Source organism: Nostoc piscinale CENA21 (genome assembly GCF_001298445.1).
Lineage (GTDB): Bacteria > Cyanobacteriota > Cyanobacteriia > Cyanobacteriales > Nostocaceae > Nostoc_B > Nostoc_B piscinale_A.
Window position 1 is genome coordinate 6,340,357 of the sequence record NZ_CP012036.1, and the last position, 15,719, is coordinate 6,356,075.

The window sequence follows — 15,719 nt, forward strand, 5'->3', positions numbered from 1 at the left end:
CTTAAATTTCCTCAGAACCAGATTCTACAGCCGAGGAACGACGGCGACGGCGTCGGCTACCTGTAGCAGTCAGATTTGCTTCCGTGTCTTCAAGAGTTGGTGCAAATCCCTCTGACTCTATTGGTTCTTCTGGTAAAGATTTGGCCTCTGGTTCTACAGGTGGCGGAGTGATGGGCTGAGTAAATGTTTCAGGAATAGCCACCTCTGGAGGCGGTTCTGATAATGTGCTTGTCCCTTGCCCGGGCTGAACAATGTTAATAATCACTGATTTGGGATTTTTGACTTCCCGGTCTAATTTTACTAAGGGAGAGATTCCCATCAATGCAAAAACATCTTGTTCTTCTACCGTCATTTCTACAGTTCTAATTTCCGGTGGTTCTACCACTGGTTTGACTGGTTCTGTTTTGATGACTTTATTGCGTTCGACTCTTTCTGTCCAGCCTGATTTACCTAATGTGGGTGCAGGGATATCTGGTGTTGGGCTTAAGTCAACTTCATTATCCAGGTCTAGGTCAGTATCACTATCAAAACCGAGAGAATTAGGTGCTAGGCGTGACTCATCTTTACCATTTGCGCCATTAATACCAATTCTGCGGCGACGGGTGCGGTTGCCACGTTTATTGTTATCACCCAGTTCGTGATAGCTGGGATGATTAACTAAATTTAAAGCACTTAAATCGCTGTCACTATCAAAACTATCACCAAAGCTATCAAAGCTTTCTCTAGGTTCGGAAATCCGTGCTACAGGTAAACGAGGTTCTCTTTGTGGTAGAGGTACAAAACGTTCTGGTAATTCTGCTGGTGTGGGTAAGCGGGTTTCGGTTTCCCCTGGGAGATGAACAATGTGACCTAAACCACCGCAGGTTGGACAAGTACCGCCAAACAATTCGTAAATGTTCTGCCCTTGGCGCTTGCGAGTCAGTTCGACTAAGCCGAGTTCGGTGAGTTGGGCAATTTGGGGACGGGCTTTATCTGCTTTTAGGGCTTTGTTGAAATGTTCCAGGACGTGTAATTGGTCACGTCGTGATTCCATATCAATGAAGTCAACAACAATTACCCCAGCAATGTTCCGCAGTCGCAATTGACGGGCAATTTCTGTAGCAGCTTCGCAGTTTGTCCACAATACTGTTTCTCTAGCTGTTGCCGATCGCGTGAAGGAACCAGAGTTAACATCAATTACTGTAAGAGCTTCTGTAGGTTCAATAATAATGTAGCCGCCAGAAGGTAAATCGACTCTTGGTTTCAGGGCTTCCCGAATCGCGGCATTGATCCGGAAATATTCTAAGATGGGTGAGCGATCGCGGTGATGATCTATTAACAATCCTTGGGGTGTTTGTCCGCCACTCCAGTTTTGCAAGTACTGTTTTACCCGCTTGAGTCCAGTGCTGGAATCAACCACAATTCGGTTGACATCTGCACCGTACATATCGCGTAATACCCGTTGAATAAAGTCATCATCTCGGTTCAACAGGGCTGGCGCACGAGTTGATTGCGCTTCTTGTTGAATTGCTTCCCATTGTTTTTGCAGCAATTCCAAGTCTTCCATGATGGCTTCTTCGGGTTTGCCTTCGGCTTCTGTACGTACCAACAAACCCATTCCCGCCGGTTTGATTAAGATTGCTACGCCCGGAGGCGATTGCGTTCATTTTCACTTTTAATTCGGCGGGATAAATTTACGCCCCGACCGTAAGGCATCAGGACTACATAGCGCCCAGGTAAAGTAATGTTACCGGTGAGCCGTGGCCCTTTCGTACCTGTTGGCTCTTTCATCACTTGCACCAGCACTTTTTGTTGCGGTGCTAATAATTCTGTAATGGCTGCGGCTGTTCGCTTTAACCTTAATGGGCCTAAGTCCGTGACATGAATAAAGCCATTGCGCTCTGGATCACCAATATTTACAAAAGCTGCATCAATTCCGGGTAAGACGTTTTCTACTACACCTAAGTAGATATCACCGATTTGGTGATGGCCTGTGGCTACAACCAGTTCTTGTATTTGATCTTCAGAAAATACGGCAGCGATTTGATGCTGCTCTGCGATGATAATTTGTTTTGGCATTCAATTTCCTCAAAAATTGGCAGCACAAGTGTAGTTCTGGCGGTTGGTCATATCCCTCGCCCCTGCCAGCTACTAAAGGTACTGCTGATAATAAAATTTGTGAAGCCGAGCTTCAAAGTTAAAGAGTTAATGACTGAGTAATTGCGTTGACACGCCTGTTTATTCCAGAACGGCTGCATATTGTTTAAGTAAATAAATCAACCGTCCGTGGTTGATTTTTGATGCGATACCCGCACCACCTGGGGATTGGGCATTCAGCAGTTGTTTAAAAAAATATAGAGTGAGAGTTGCCGACGGAGCCTGCTTTTAAGTTACTAGTTCACCCAAGTTGCTATCAAGAGAGGTTGTTTTTAATCCGCTTCAGCTTGTCTGGGATAAAATCCTAGAAGTTGCTCTCTAGTATCTTTGCTTTCGCTCCCTGAGTAGAGGGGGTAGTGAACTAGTGAATTCAATGCAGCGCCAGAAAATTTCTCTTCACCTCATTCTAACGCAACCTTGCTAAAAATCAATTCCCAGGATGTGCTACATCCGGGCAACTACTAGCAAGTTGCCCTTCAAGGATTATACTCCCAAAACTAACTGATTGCGGTGAATTTGCAGAAGTTGAAATTCTTGATTGGCAACTACTTCTAGCATAGATAGAACTTGCTCAGGACGCAAGGAAACACCATCATTACGGCAACTACCTAGATAACGCAGAATAGTGGTAAAGTCGGCGGCACTGTTGTTAATTTTTACTAATGATAATTCAAACAGGCGATCGCGCAGATTTACTATTTGTGTTTTCCCAGATTTGGTAGTTTGTTCTAGGTTAATTTCTTCCCTGGCCAAGAGGGCATCAATCCAAGCTTGCCATTGTGCAGCTGTGGTTTCACTCGCAACTGCTACCGTAATCAAGTACTCGGCTGCGGCTAAAGCTTGGTTAGCAGATGGAGATTTTAAATCTATCTCTGCTACACAATATATAGGTATATCGCTGGGCAGTTCCTCGGCTAACTTTGCCTGAAAAGCTTCCGTGCCTACAGGTGTAGTTAACTCAAAATCGACAATTTCACCACTGCTCGTAGCACCTAAAGGTAAAGCACTGGCAATCATAATTCGAGGATTTGGGTGAAATCCACCTGTGTAAGCGACTGGCAAACTGGCGCGGCGCACAACTCGGTCAAGTAAACGCAGCAAATCAAGATTGCCTAGCAAAGCCATGTCACCTTGCTTACCAAACCAGACACGCAATCTTTGGACTTTAGAGGTATTCGGAACAAACTCACCTGCAAATTGGGGTATTGGCGGCGGCTCAATGACAATATTGTGGCCAAAGTCTGTGCCGCAGACACCGCAATGGGAACAACCTTCAAAGGAGCAATCTGGGACAATTGCTGCTTCTAAGGCGCGTTGCAAGTCTTCTTTCAACCATTTTTTGTCGATGCCGGTATCAATATGATCCCAAGGGAGGGGAGTATTGAGGGAGTCGGGAGTTGGGAGTGGGGAGTTGGGGGAATTTTGATCTGGTGAATGAAACAAGTTCCATTCACCGTTTTCGACTTGGCGGTATTTCCAATCTAGACCTGCTTCTGCGATCGCATTACCCCAAGCGGTGAAGGCTTTATCTAAACTGTCATACCAAGAATCCATACCTGCACCTAATTCCCAGGCGCGGCGGAGGACTTGACCCAAAGTGCGATCGCCTCTGCCGATAAAGTCTTCCATTGCCGAAATGCGGACATCGGTAAAGTTTACCTTTACTCCCCGCATCCGGCGGAATTCTTGGCGCAGTAGGTCTTGTTTGCGTTCAAATTCCGCAGTGGCGACGGAGTGCCATTGAAATGGTGTATGCGGTTTGGGCGTAAAGTTAGAAATTGTTAGGTTAAAGTTTAGCGGTCTTCTGGCTTTACCCCGACATTCTCGCTGTAGCCAACGGACTGTTTCCGCAATGCCTAAGACATCTGCATCTGTCTCCCCTGGCAAGCCAATCATAAAATAGAGTTTGATTTTATCCCAGCTTTGTTCCCAAGCTGTTTTCACACCTTTTAATAGTTCTTCATTCGTCAAACCTTTATTCACAATATCCCGCATCCTTTGGGTTCCGGCTTCGGGTGCAAAGGTTAAGCCTCCTTGGCGCGTACCACCGAGAATGTTGGCAATATTCTCATCAAATCTATCTACACGCTGACTTGGTAAAGACAGGGAAATGTTTTCATTTTTTAACCGATTTTTAATTTCCATCCCCACTGCTGGTAGGGCTAAATAATCGGAACAACTCAAAGATAGTAAAGAAAATTCATTGTAACCAGTCGCCCGCATTCCCTGTTCAATGGCATCTACAACTTTTTCTGGTTCCACATCTCGCGCCGGACGGGTAAGCATTCCTGGTTGACAAAAGCGACAGCCACGGGTGCAGCCACGACGAATTTCAATTGTGAGGCGATCGTGTACTGTTTGGACATAGGGAACTAAGCCAATAGAATAGGCGGGTATGGGTGTGGCAACTCTTCTGATAATCCTTTTTGGCACATCAGAGCGGTTGGGATGGACTAAGCCATCTGCTGCCATATCATAAAACTGGGGAACATAGACCCCTGGTATTTGTGCCAAGTCGAGTAATAAATCGCGACGACTCAATTTGGCTTGTTTGCCTTCTTCCAACACCATACCGATTTCGGGTAAGAGTTCTTCGCCATCACCTAAAGCGAAGAAGTCAAAAAAGTCGGTGTAGGGTTCAGGGTTTGAGGTTGCTGTTTGTCCACCAGCAAAAATTAGTGGATGATAATTCCCGGTGGCTCGCTCTTGCCATGTGAGGGGAATTCCTGCTAAATCCAACATTTCTAAGATGTTGGTTGCACCTAATTCGTAACTAAGACTAAAACCTAAGATGTCAAATTCTGGTAGCGATCGCTTTGACTCTACAGCAAACAAGGGGGTGTTTGTTTCCCGGAGTTTTGCTGCCAAGTCTGTACCAGGAAGGTAAGCGCGATCGCATAGTTGGCGCGGTTGGGCATTCAAAATGTTATATAGAATGATATGCCCCAAGTTGGACGAACCAACTTCATACACTTCTGGGTAGGTCAATACCCACCTGACAACTGCCGTTTCCCAAGGCTTATGTACTGCTAGGCGTTCGTTACCGAGGTAACGCGCGGGTTTTAAAATATCCGATGTAATTAACTTTTCAACTGCAACAGCCACTGTGCTATCTTCTAGCTACTTTTATGATTTACAGATAATCACCTCCAACATTAGCACTGATTTGGTCGTAGCATAGTTTTATCTTTGTAACTGAAAACATCCTTTACAAACCTTTGCCACAAAGATTGCTTGTATGCTATGTTTAAGGGCTAACTGATACCGACTCAGCATTATCTCCAAACTCAAACACTTCATCAAGTTGAGTTAATTCAAAGATAATTTTCAGGGCTGGAGACACAGAACATAACCTTAAGCCCCGTTCCAAGTTTTGCGCCAGTTTCAACGCAGACACCAAAGCCATTAATCCTGCACTATCTAGTGACTCTACTGCTGCCAAATCCACAAGTAAGATTGCGACATCATTAGCTGTTAATGCTGTGGTTAAATCTCGTTCAAATTCCAATGCGTTGGCGGCATTGAGTTTGCCCTGTGGACGAATCACTGCAATTTTTGGGCATTCCAGCACTGCTTGCATATTGACATCCTAAATTAGAGTTATTAAATCTTTAACCTGAGATTTATTTGAACATAATCTCTTTTTTTTAAACATCGACCATACGTCTTACATCTCTTTGCTGAATCTTTATCACTGAAGGGTATATCTTTAAAGATTGTCATAAATACAGGGTAAAATGTGTTCATATATACTTTTTTTTTAATATTGCTTCTCAAACAATCAACATAGACAGCCACAAAATAAATTGCTCAACCGTAACTTTGCTGGGAAAGCTTAATCTAACGATACTTCAGACAGTTAATCTGGAGAAAAAATGAGATGAAATCCGCTCATTAGCAAAACCATAAGAGAAAGATAGAGGCAAATTTATGAGCATAATAAATGTGATCTAAATCACAAATTTTATATATCTGGATCACAATTTATACTTAACTACATCCCGGATAATTTAGTATTACCTAAAATGGGTTAATAGATATGAGAACGAGTAAGTATGCTATTCGCCAACTGGTAGAAAAGGCTCTTGATATTAAAAAATTAACTCCAGAGATAGAAAATGAAATCAACTCCGAATTAACTCAAAATGGTTATATCTCGGATGTAGACTACGAAGCTTTGGAATTATTAATGGCAGAAATGGATGCTGGTAGAGTCAAGCTAGTTCCTAGCTGGGGATATTAATTTTTGTCATTATTTATTTGTGATGGCAGTTAGTAACGATATGAGGTGCAAGTTCTCTAATCTCTAGCCTCTGAAATTTTCTGTGAGATTTACTGTTTAGTTACCTGGTGTGGCGTAAACTGTGCTAGTCAGCATTAATGTTTGCATTAATATTAAGTCGCCATGCACTTCGCTAAACGCCTAGAAAAAATTCCTCCCTACCTCTTTGCTGAAATTAACCGTAAACGAGACAAACTCGTTGCCGAGGGAGTAGACATCATTAATATGGCAATAGGCGACCCTGATAAACCGACTCCAGCACATATTCTCCAGGTAATGCACGCAGCAATTGATAATAGTGCCACCCATAACTATCCGCCCTACGAAGGAACACAAGAATTTCGGCAAGCGGCTGCTAAATGGATGGAACGTCGGTTTGGGGTAACTGGGTTAAACCCAGATACAGAAGTTGTAGCCTCTATTGGTTCTAAAGAAGCAATCCATAATACTTTTTTAGCTTTTGTGGAGGCGGGGGACTATACGCTCATCCCCGATCCTGGGTATCCGGTGTATCGCACTTCCACAATTTTTGCTGATGGTGAACCGTTCACTATGCCACTGAAGGCAGAAAATAAGTTTTTACCAGATTTAAACGCAATTCCCGAAGAAATCGCCCAAAAAGCCAAGCTGTTGTGGATTAATTACCCCAATAACCCGACTGGGGGAGTTGCAACACTGGAGTTTTTTGCAGAATTGGTAGATTTTTGTAAGCAGTACAAAATCTTGCTGTGTCATGACAATGCTTACTCAGAAATGGCTTATGACGGCTATAAACCGCCGAGTGTGTTGCAAGTACCAGGGGCAAAAGATATTGCCATTGAGTTTCACAGTTTGTCGAAGTCTTACAATATGACAGGCTGGCGAGTTGGTTTTGTCGTGGGGAATGCGCTGGGTATTCAAGGTTTAAGGCAAGTCAAAACCAACGTTGATTCAGGAGTATTTAAGGCAATTCAAACAGCTGCGATCGCAGCTTACAATACTTCAGAAACCGAACTGCAAACTTTGATGTCTGTTTATCAAAATCGCCGCGACACCATTGTTAAAGGATTGCAATCTTTAGGTTGGCCGATTCAGCCGCCAAAAGCCACCCTTTACGTATGGGTTCCTGTTCCGGCTGGCTATACTTCTGCGGAATTTGTAAATTTGTTGCTTGACAAATGCGGCATTATGGTAGCTCCTGGTAGCGGTTATGGTGCATCTGGTGAAGGCTTCTTCCGTATTGCTTTGACCATCCCTGAAGAAAGAATGCAAGAAGCTATTGAGCGAATGAAAGATGCTGGTATTTGCTACTAAAAAAATATGAAGTATGAAGTATAAAATTTTAGCGTTGGTGAATAATAGGGTTAAATTAAAACTAACTCATTACAAACTCTGCGCCTCCGCGCCTCTGCGTGAGGGAACACCCGAAATCATGCAACTTTGAAGTCTAAAATTTCATACTTCAGACTTTCGACCTTCCCACATCTGCTGAATAAATTGATGGAGTTGTTGTTTAGCCGCCAATTCCGGTTCCTCTGTTGGTTCTTTGACTAAAATCTGACTCAACAGGGTAATAACTTCTGTATCTAAAGCAGGGCGAAATAATTGAATAGGCCAAAGCAAATCAGATGCGTCTCGCAAGTCAGTAATTTGTAGGGGTTCTTGAGTATGGTTAGCCAGCAGTAAAGGACGCACCCAACACAACTGACGGGACACAACCACTTCAATAACTTCCGCGTACAAATTTTTGTCACCATGCTCTAAAGACAAAATTTGTCCTGGTTGAAAATCTGGGCGTGTATCCATAATGATTTAGCTAAGGCAGTAGCAATGATGATTTTGCAGCTTTTCTCATTTTAATGTGGAGAATGGCTAGTCTTGAGAAGCAATCCTTGGGTAAGAGAGAGTTTAGAATTTAATGTTATAAAATAAGTGAATAACTGTTAAGCTGTTAAGCGATCGCCAATAGGCATTCCGTTGTAGTAAATCATCGAAACAAGAGCAAAGAAGCGTGTCAGTCGAAACCATTGAGAAGAGTTCCACATCCCGCAAGCTCGCCCCTCGGTATCGCGTTCTGCTCCATAACGACGACTACAACTCGATGGAGTACGTGGTGCAGGTATTATTAACAACAGTACCAAGTCTCACTCAGCCCCAAGCTGTGAGCATCATGATGGAAGCACATACAAACGGGTTAGCTTTAGTCATTACCTGCGCTTTAGAACATGCTGAATTTTACTGTGAAACATTGAAGACTCACGGTTTATCCAGCAGTATTGAACCTGATGAGTAGTTTGAGTAGCCTTGGCGACTGGAAGTCGCACGCCAGTGAGGGAGTCGTCAAAGCCGCCCAACGCACTGGCTCGGCTACACAGACAAAACCCATCTGCATGGGTTTAAAAACTCTAGATTTTTTATTAGTCCGCATAGACGGGCTTTGTTTGTATAGCCGCGATTTCTAATCGTCTGGCTTTGGGTTATTAAACTATTTAGTATGAAAAACAACCTTGCCCGTTTAGCTCAACGCCCTGCCCCCATTCGGCTGGGTTGTTTTATTTTAATGTTATTGGCGTTATGGTTGCCTTTTGCTGCCCCAATTTACTTACTAGTTCAGGATGCTAATTTAGTAAGTATTTTGACAATGGTTTTACTATATATAGAATTTATTGTTCTGTTGAAGCTATGGGGTAAATATGTCTACCAGCAACCTCAGATATTGCAGCATTATGGCTTAGATACTACATCACACAACAGGATAGATTTACTGCGTGGCTTGGCTATAGGTTTCACTAATATTTGGCTACTTTTTGGCATAGAAAGTCTTTTAGGTTGGTTGGTATGGCAACAGCCCAAAATTTTCTTATTAAAAATAGTTATCGAAGGTGTAATTGTCGGCTTGGCTGTTGGGTTTGCTGAAGAGTTATTATTTCGCGGCTGGTTGCTTGATGAATTAGAACGCGACTACAACCAGCGTGTAGCACTATGGACGGATGCTCTTATCTTTGCTACGTTGCACTTTATTAAACCATTAGAGGCAATTATCCAAACTCTGCCGCAGTTTCCGGCTTTAATAGTTTTGGGTTTAACGCAGGTATGGGCGAAGCGTTGGCGTAGAGGGCGTTTAGGTTTACCAATTGGTTTGCATGGTGGTTTGGTTGGAGGTTTCTACATTATTAATGTTGGTGGATTAATTAAATATACGGGTGTAGTGCCTGATTGGGTTACGGGAGTATATCACAATCCTTTAATGGGTGTGATGGGATTATTTTTGATGAGTATTTTGGCGGTATGGATGAGCAGGAGAGGGAAGCGATCGCACCTTTGGTAAAATACCAGTCAAAGCATCTCATGAATCTATCCCACTAATAAAATTCTATTAATCCAGATGTGAATTGTGGCAAGAGAAAGAAAACCGTTGAAGCAGGCAGCAATTCTCTCCCAACGAACTACAAGTCGGCGGTATTTTCGTTGAAACCATGCGAAACAACGTTCTTGCTGAAAGCGTGGAACTGAAATTTTAATTGGTCTACCTCGATTTTTCTGAGTCTTCCAAGTACGCTTGGGCAATTGAGGTCTAATACCAAGTTTACGTAAAGCAGCACGTTTGTCCTTGGAATCATAACCTTTGTCAGCAGCAAGAACTTTAACTCGTTTACGAGGTCTACCAGGTTTATTAGTCTTGACTTTGACACTATCGATTAGTGGAATAACTTGATCTCGTTCACTACCATTAGCAGGTGTTGTGCAATTAGCTAAAGGCATTCCATTACCATCTGTTAGGGTATGGATCAAAATCCCTTTACCTTTATACCCATACTTAACCCCCTCACCGCCACCTTTTCCAGGGGGAAAAAGACCCGTCTACAGCGCCGTAATTCCAGTTGATTAAACCCTTCTCTTGAGCAATTCCTAATGTACTTGCTTGTAAACTTTCTAACGTTCCATCTGTTTCCCAACGTTGTAACCATCTATGTGCTGCACTTTTTGATGCCCAAATCTCTCCCTTTGGCACATCACACCAACGACATCCAGTTATCAATATATACAGCAATGTATTAAGTACATGGCGAAATGGCGCATGAGGCATTCCCCGTTCTCTTTTTTCTGGTTCTTTGGGGAATATATCTTCAAACAGCTTCCACTCCAGGTCACTTAATCCTTCAAATCGCCCAGCCATACCCTCATCAAACTTACCGTCATCAACAGCAGATTATCATATTGCTGGTATTAGTGGGATAGGTTCATATATCCTATGGTATGCAGTTCATAACGGCTACGTAAATTTTGATATGATACAAAATTTCTACTTATGGAGATAGGATTTACTACAGGTTTGAATTATGGGAGTAATTTCTGTCTGTGTCTCTACAATTTATCAATGTCCCCCCGGCTAATTCTCAGCCCCCGGTTGGCTTAATTGTCGCTTTGCATGGTTGGGGTGCTAATGCTGAGGATGTGGCATCTTTATTACCTTATTTCCAGCTACCTACTTACCAGTTTGTTTTCCCTAATGCACCTTATCCCCATCCTTATTCTGCTGTGGGTAAGGCGTGGTATGAGTTGCGAAATGAGAATATGTATCAGGGTTTAGCCGAAAGTCGCCAATTACTCACCGAGTTTTTGCAATCTTTAGAAAGCAGCACTGGTGTACCTTTATCGCGGACGATTTTGTGTGGCTTTTCTCAAGGTGGGGCGATGACTTTAGAAGTGGGGCTAAAGTTGCCTTTAGCTGGTTTAGTAGTGATGAGTGGGTATTTACATCCCGATGCAGTACCTACAGAACAGCAGGAGATTCCGCCAACTTTAGTTATGCACGGTACTCAAGATGAAGTTGTGCCATTGCAAGCAGCTATCAGAACGAGAGAAACCTTGCATTCTCTAGGCTTTACAGTAGATTACCGGGAATTTGAGGCGGGACATGAAATTAATCTGCAAATGTTAGAAGCGTTACGAAATTTTGTTTTAAAGACAATTGGGTAGCCTTAAATACAAATTTTTTTACAATTATGGTAAAAATCATGCAAATTTTTACGAAAGAAATGCCGTCTAATGAGTAATATAGATTGGGTGGTTACGTCAAGCGCAACTTCACCCAAGCTGGATGCAAATGCTGCATAAGGGAGGGGCAAGCATTATGAAGACTCTAGGTATTTCCAGAAATGAAATAGCTGCCATGACCGCAGCAGATGTGGAAGATTTAGCTACTCGTCTGGAACTTGATAATTATAGCAATGCTTTTGAAGGTTTGAATGATTGGCATCTACTACGGGCGATCGCCTTTCAGCGTCCAGAATTAGTTGAACCCTATATCTACCTCTTAGATTTAGAACCTTACGATGAAGCTTAGATAAAGTCTAAAGTATGAAGTATGAAATTAATTTCAGGCTTCATATTTTTTTCTGATGTCTAATCTCCAGTCTTCAAGCGAAAATCGCAACAACAGGGTTCTTGTTTGTGTAGGCGGCGGTATCGCCGCCTATAAAGTTTGTGAGGTGGTTTCGACGCTGTTTAAAAGTGGGGTAGAAGTTCGTGTGATTCTCACCCGTTCAGCGCAAGAATTTATCACGCCTCTGACTTTAGCTACCCTCTCCCGTCATCCAGCCTATACAGATAATGATTTTTGGCAACCAACTCACTCCCGTCCGTTGCATATTGAGTTGGGAGAATGGGCTGATTTAATCGTAATTGCACCTTTAACAGCGAATACATTAGCTAAGTTAACCTACGGGATGGCTGATAATTTGCTGACGAATACGGTGTTGGCTTCGACTTGTCCTGTATTGTTAGCACCTGCGATGAATACGGATATGTGGGAACAGTTGACGGTGCAGCGCAATTGGCAGCAGTTGTTAACAGATAGCCGCTATCATGGGATGAGTACAGCATCAGGTTTATTAGCTTGCGATCGCATCGGTGCTGGTAGAATGGCGGAACCAGCAGAAATTGTCACCCGCATTCATTCTTTATTACATACTGGCGGTAAGCGAGATTTAGTCGGTAAACGCATATTAATTAGTGCTGGGGGAACGCGAGAATATCTCGACCCAGTAAGATTTATTGGTAATCCTTCTACGGGTAAGATGGGTTTGGCTTTAGCCCAAGCCGCCTTGCATCGTGGTGCAAATGTGACTTTAGTACATGGTATAGCTAATTGGGATGTACCTTTGGGAGTGCAAGCTATACCTGTGATTTCAGCCGAGGAAATGCAACAGGTAATGTTGGAATATTTACCGAATGCTGATGTGATTGTGATGTCGGCAGCTGTGGCTGATGTCAAGCCCAAAGACTATAGTACAGAGAAATTGCCCAAGCGATCGCTCCCCCAAGCTTTACCTGTAGAACCTGTACCTGATATCGTTGCCCAATTAGCACAACTCAAACAACCACATCAGTTATTAATTGGTTTTGCTGCACAAACAGGAGATATCATCACCCCTGCAAAGGAAAAGTTGCAGACTAAGAAATTAGATGTAATTGTTGCTAATCCTATAGATCAACCAGATAGTGGTTTTGGGAGTAACAACAATCAAGCCATATTTTTAGATGGGCAGAATCATCAATTAGAAGTTGCCCATTGTTCTAAATTAGAAATGGCGCATCATCTATTTGATTTTGTGATGAGTCGCCATGCTTGATTTTTATCTGCGTCCATCTGCGTGCATCTGCGGTTAATTAATTTTTGTCTCGCGCAAAGGCGCAAAGGCGCAAAGAGTGAGAGAAAGTTTTAGGTGGCTATTTTTTGGAGTGAATTACTTGTAAACTCCCGCCTGCATATAATTGTATCTTCTCTACATTGAAGCCGATTTCCTTTAATAACTCTGGTAAATCAGTTTTGATTAACTCCCATGCTGTTTCTGTTTCAAACAATAGTAAAAACACTGAGACACCAGGCCAAAATATGGGATTATTTGGTGCATGAAAATCTACTAATGTAAAAACTCCGCCTGGTTTTAGGACTCGATAAACTTCTTGCAGAATTTGTCGTAATTGTGCAGCGTGCATTTCATGTAATGCGGCGCTGGTATGCACCACATCAAAAGAATTATCGGCAAAGGGCATATTTTCGGCAAAGGCTTCTATATATGAGGCTTGCGGGACATTTTGTCTGGCCCTTTGCAAAGATTTTGGTGAGGCATCTAATCCTGTTACATTTTGTGAACATTTCACTAAAAACTGTGTAGATTGCCCACTGCCACAACATAAATCTAATACCTGAGTATCTGAATGAATTGTTAAGCCTTGTAAGGCAAGTTGGCGAAAACGGCTTTCTCCACCGACGCTGATAGCTGCTACGCGGGAAATAGCATCATACAACCATTGATACTGGTAACTTAAATCTCGTAAAATTGTTGCCATTGCACCTTTCCTGACTGTTAAGCTTTATATTTAATAAAGATATATTGTTAACATTAGTAAAAAATCTGAAAAGGTTGGGGGAAAATAACTGCTATGGGTCGTGTAGGCGTTTTATTACTCAATCTCGGTGGCCCCGATAAGTTAGAAGACGTTGGGCCGTTTTTGTACAATTTATTTTCTGATCCCGAAATCATTCGCCTACCATTTCGCTGGTTGCAAAGACCCCTAGCTTGGTTTATTGCCTCGCGGCGCGTGAAAACATCTCAAGAAAATTATAAGCAAATTGGTGGTGGTTCTCCTTTGCGGCGAATTACAGAAGCCCAAGGAGAAGCTTTAAGAGAACAGTTGAGTGATTTGGGTAAAGAGGCTAACATCTACGTAGGTATGCGATATTGGCATCCTTACACAGAAGAAGCGATCGCCCAGCTTACCCAAGATGAAATTGACAAGCTGGTAATTCTGCCGCTTTATCCGCAATTTTCTATCAGTACCAGTGGTTCTAGCTTCAGGTTGTTAGAAAAACTTTGGCAAGAAGACCCCAAACTGCAAAATCTTGAATACACCGTCATTCCTTCTTGGTACAAACAGCGCAACTACCTGCAAGCAATGGCGGAACTCATCGCCCAGGAAATAGATCAATTTCCTAACCCTGATGATGTGCATATCTTCTTTAGCGCCCACGGTGTACCAAAAAGCTATGTAGAAGAAGCAGGCGACCCCTATCAGCAAGAAATTGAGGAATGCACATACTTAATTATGCAGACCCTCAATCGTCCGAATGCTCACACCTTGGCTTATCAAAGCCGTGTCGGCCCTGTAGAATGGCTGCAACCTTATACTGAAGATGCGTTGAAAGAATTAGGCGCACAAGGCGTAAAAGATATTGTGGTTGTACCCATCAGTTTTGTCTCCGAACACATCGAGACACTGCAAGAAATTGATATTGAATACCGAGAAATCGCTGAAGAAGCCGGAATTCACAACTTCCGTCGCGCACCTGCACCGAATACTCATCCAGTATTTATTAGGGCATTGGCTGATTTAGTCATTGAAGCACTGGAACAACCCAACTTCAAGCTATCACAAGCAGCCCAAATGAAAAAAAGGGTGAAAATGTATCCCCCAGAAAGTTGGGAATGGGGTATGACTACCAGTGCAGAAGTGTGGAATGGAAGAATTGCGATGTTAGGTTTTATTGCTTTAATTATTGAGTTAGTGACTGGTCATGGTTTATTACACATGATTGGACTTTTGCAATGAAGAAGGGGTTAGGGGCTGGAAACTAGGGATGAGAAAGTAATATTTTTTGAGTAACTTTCACATACAAGTCTTGTAATTCCCATACCCCATTCCCTACTCTCTAATCACCACTCTCTAATTGACCATGTTTAAAACATTAGTTTTCTACGGTTCTTACAGGAGCGATCGCCAAGGCATTAAAGCTGCTAAATTCATAATTGATCAACTCCAGCAAAGAAACCATGAAGTGATTTTTGTTGATGCGAAAGAATATGACTTTGGTATCTTAGACCGGATGTATAAGGAGTATGATCCAGGTCAAGCTCCGGCAAAGATGACAGAACTTGCAGAACATATCCGCACAGCTGATGGTTTTGTTGTGATTACCGGAGAATACAATCATTCCATTCAGCCAGGGTTGAGTAATCTGATGGATCATTATCTAGAAGAATACTACTTCCGTCCGGCTGGGATTGTTTCTTACTCGGTTGGTGGCTTTGGCGGAGTCCGCGCCGCTATACAGTTACGCTCGTTTCTAGGAGAAATGGGAATGGTAACTATTTCCAGTATGTTTGCCATTTCTAAAATTGGCAACTCTTTAGATGAATCAGGTACTCCCCAAGAAGCAAGTTTGACCAAGAGATTTGGTCAATTTTTAGATGAATTGGAATGGTACGAAGAAGCATTACAACGCCAACGCCGAGAAAAAGGCACTCCTTACTAATTG

The 15,719-nt window shown here is 42.7% G+C and carries 15 protein-coding genes and 2 pseudogenes; 10 read left to right on the plus strand and 7 right to left on the minus strand.

Annotation, left to right across the window (positions count from 1 at the left end; translation table 11 throughout):
- Window position 1: 1 nt before the first annotated feature.
- From rne to ACX27_RS27210, 3 genes and pseudogenes are all read right to left on the minus strand, one after another.
- A pseudogene (gene rne / locus ACX27_RS27200) lies at window positions 2-2,058 on the minus strand (ribonuclease E).
- 561 nt (window positions 2,059-2,619) lie between these two features.
- Window positions 2,620-5,241 carry a TIGR03960 family B12-binding radical SAM protein gene (locus ACX27_RS27205; protein ID WP_062297091.1) on the minus strand — a complete coding sequence of 874 codons (2,622 nt, stop codon included), beginning with the start codon at window positions 5,239-5,241 and terminating at the stop codon, window positions 2,620-2,622.
- Window positions 5,242-5,383: 142 nt separating this feature from the next.
- Window positions 5,384-5,716, minus strand: coding sequence for an STAS domain-containing protein (locus ACX27_RS27210; RefSeq protein ID WP_062297093.1), 333 nt, complete (start codon window positions 5,714-5,716; stop codon window positions 5,384-5,386).
- A 459-nt stretch (window positions 5,717-6,175) separates the two neighbouring features.
- On the opposite strand from ACX27_RS27210, the gene ACX27_RS27215 reads away from it, so the two are divergent.
- Together ACX27_RS27215 and ACX27_RS27220 are read left to right on the plus strand one after the other, a co-directional pair.
- Complete coding sequence (locus tag ACX27_RS27215; protein WP_062297095.1) at window positions 6,176-6,379, plus strand: hypothetical protein; 204 nt, start codon at window positions 6,176-6,178, stop codon at window positions 6,377-6,379.
- A gap of 162 nt (window positions 6,380-6,541) precedes the next feature.
- Window positions 6,542-7,711 carry a pyridoxal phosphate-dependent aminotransferase gene (locus ACX27_RS27220; protein WP_062297096.1) on the plus strand — a complete coding sequence of 390 codons (1,170 nt, stop codon included), beginning with the start codon at window positions 6,542-6,544 and terminating at the stop codon, window positions 7,709-7,711.
- A 141-nt stretch (window positions 7,712-7,852) separates the two neighbouring features.
- On the opposite strand, the gene ACX27_RS27225 is transcribed toward ACX27_RS27220, so the two are convergent.
- Window positions 7,853-8,203, minus strand: coding sequence for a hypothetical protein (locus ACX27_RS27225; RefSeq protein WP_062297098.1), 351 nt, complete (start codon window positions 8,201-8,203; stop codon window positions 7,853-7,855).
- A gap of 205 nt (window positions 8,204-8,408) precedes the next feature.
- On the opposite strand from ACX27_RS27225, the gene clpS reads away from it, so the two are divergent.
- The 3 genes from clpS to ACX27_RS27235 are packed head-to-tail and all read left to right on the plus strand — an operon-like array spanning window position 8,409 to window position 9,725.
- Complete coding sequence (gene clpS, locus ACX27_RS27230; protein WP_062297100.1) at window positions 8,409-8,690, plus strand: ATP-dependent Clp protease adapter ClpS; 282 nt, start codon at window positions 8,409-8,411, stop codon at window positions 8,688-8,690.
- Window positions 8,683-8,859, plus strand: a complete 177-nt coding sequence (locus tag ACX27_RS32615) for a hypothetical protein (RefSeq protein WP_158507427.1) — start codon at window positions 8,683-8,685, stop codon at window positions 8,857-8,859. Before clpS ends, ACX27_RS32615 begins: the two co-directional genes overlap by 8 nt.
- A gap of 32 nt (window positions 8,860-8,891) precedes the next feature.
- A complete protein-coding gene (locus tag ACX27_RS27235; protein ID WP_062297103.1) occupies window positions 8,892-9,725 on the plus strand; it encodes a CPBP family intramembrane glutamic endopeptidase in 834 nt (277 codons plus the stop codon).
- Between the two features lie 26 nt (window positions 9,726-9,751).
- On the opposite strand, the pseudogene ACX27_RS27240 reads toward ACX27_RS27235, so the two are convergent.
- Window positions 9,752-10,201: pseudogene (locus ACX27_RS27240) on the minus strand (transposase); the annotation flags it as partial.
- A gap of 22 nt (window positions 10,202-10,223) precedes the next feature.
- Window positions 10,224-10,574, minus strand: a complete 351-nt coding sequence (locus ACX27_RS27245) for a transposase (RefSeq protein ID WP_062297105.1) — start codon at window positions 10,572-10,574, stop codon at window positions 10,224-10,226.
- 182 nt (window positions 10,575-10,756) lie between these two features.
- Here ACX27_RS27245 and ACX27_RS27250 point away from each other — a divergent pair, with 182 nt between their 5' ends.
- From ACX27_RS27250 to coaBC, 3 genes are all read left to right on the plus strand, one after another.
- Window positions 10,757-11,377 (plus strand): alpha/beta hydrolase, encoded by a 621-nt coding sequence (locus tag ACX27_RS27250; RefSeq protein WP_083468854.1) that lies wholly within the window; start codon window positions 10,757-10,759, stop codon window positions 11,375-11,377.
- Between the two features lie 154 nt (window positions 11,378-11,531).
- Window positions 11,532-11,744: a protein IsiD gene (isiD, locus tag ACX27_RS27255; protein WP_062297109.1), complete on the plus strand. Its 213-nt coding sequence runs from the start codon at window positions 11,532-11,534 to the stop codon at window positions 11,742-11,744.
- Between the two features lie 55 nt (window positions 11,745-11,799).
- Complete coding sequence (gene coaBC, locus ACX27_RS27260; RefSeq protein WP_062297110.1) at window positions 11,800-13,032, plus strand: bifunctional phosphopantothenoylcysteine decarboxylase/phosphopantothenate--cysteine ligase CoaBC; 1,233 nt, start codon at window positions 11,800-11,802, stop codon at window positions 13,030-13,032.
- 97 nt (window positions 13,033-13,129) lie between these two features.
- On the opposite strand, the gene ACX27_RS27265 is transcribed toward coaBC, so the two are convergent.
- Entirely contained in the window at window positions 13,130-13,753 is a 624-nt protein-coding gene (locus tag ACX27_RS27265; RefSeq protein WP_062297112.1) for a class I SAM-dependent methyltransferase, read from the minus strand.
- Between the two features lie 93 nt (window positions 13,754-13,846).
- Here ACX27_RS27265 and hemH point away from each other — a divergent pair, with 93 nt between their 5' ends.
- Both hemH and ACX27_RS27275 read left to right on the plus strand, forming a co-directional pair.
- On the plus strand, window positions 13,847-15,013 hold the full coding sequence (hemH, locus tag ACX27_RS27270) for a ferrochelatase (protein ID WP_062297113.1): 1,167 nt from the start codon (window positions 13,847-13,849) through the stop codon (window positions 15,011-15,013).
- 124 nt (window positions 15,014-15,137) lie between these two features.
- A complete protein-coding gene (locus ACX27_RS27275; RefSeq protein WP_062297115.1) occupies window positions 15,138-15,716 on the plus strand; it encodes an NADPH-dependent FMN reductase in 579 nt (192 codons plus the stop codon).
- Window positions 15,717-15,719: the final 3 nt, after the last annotated feature.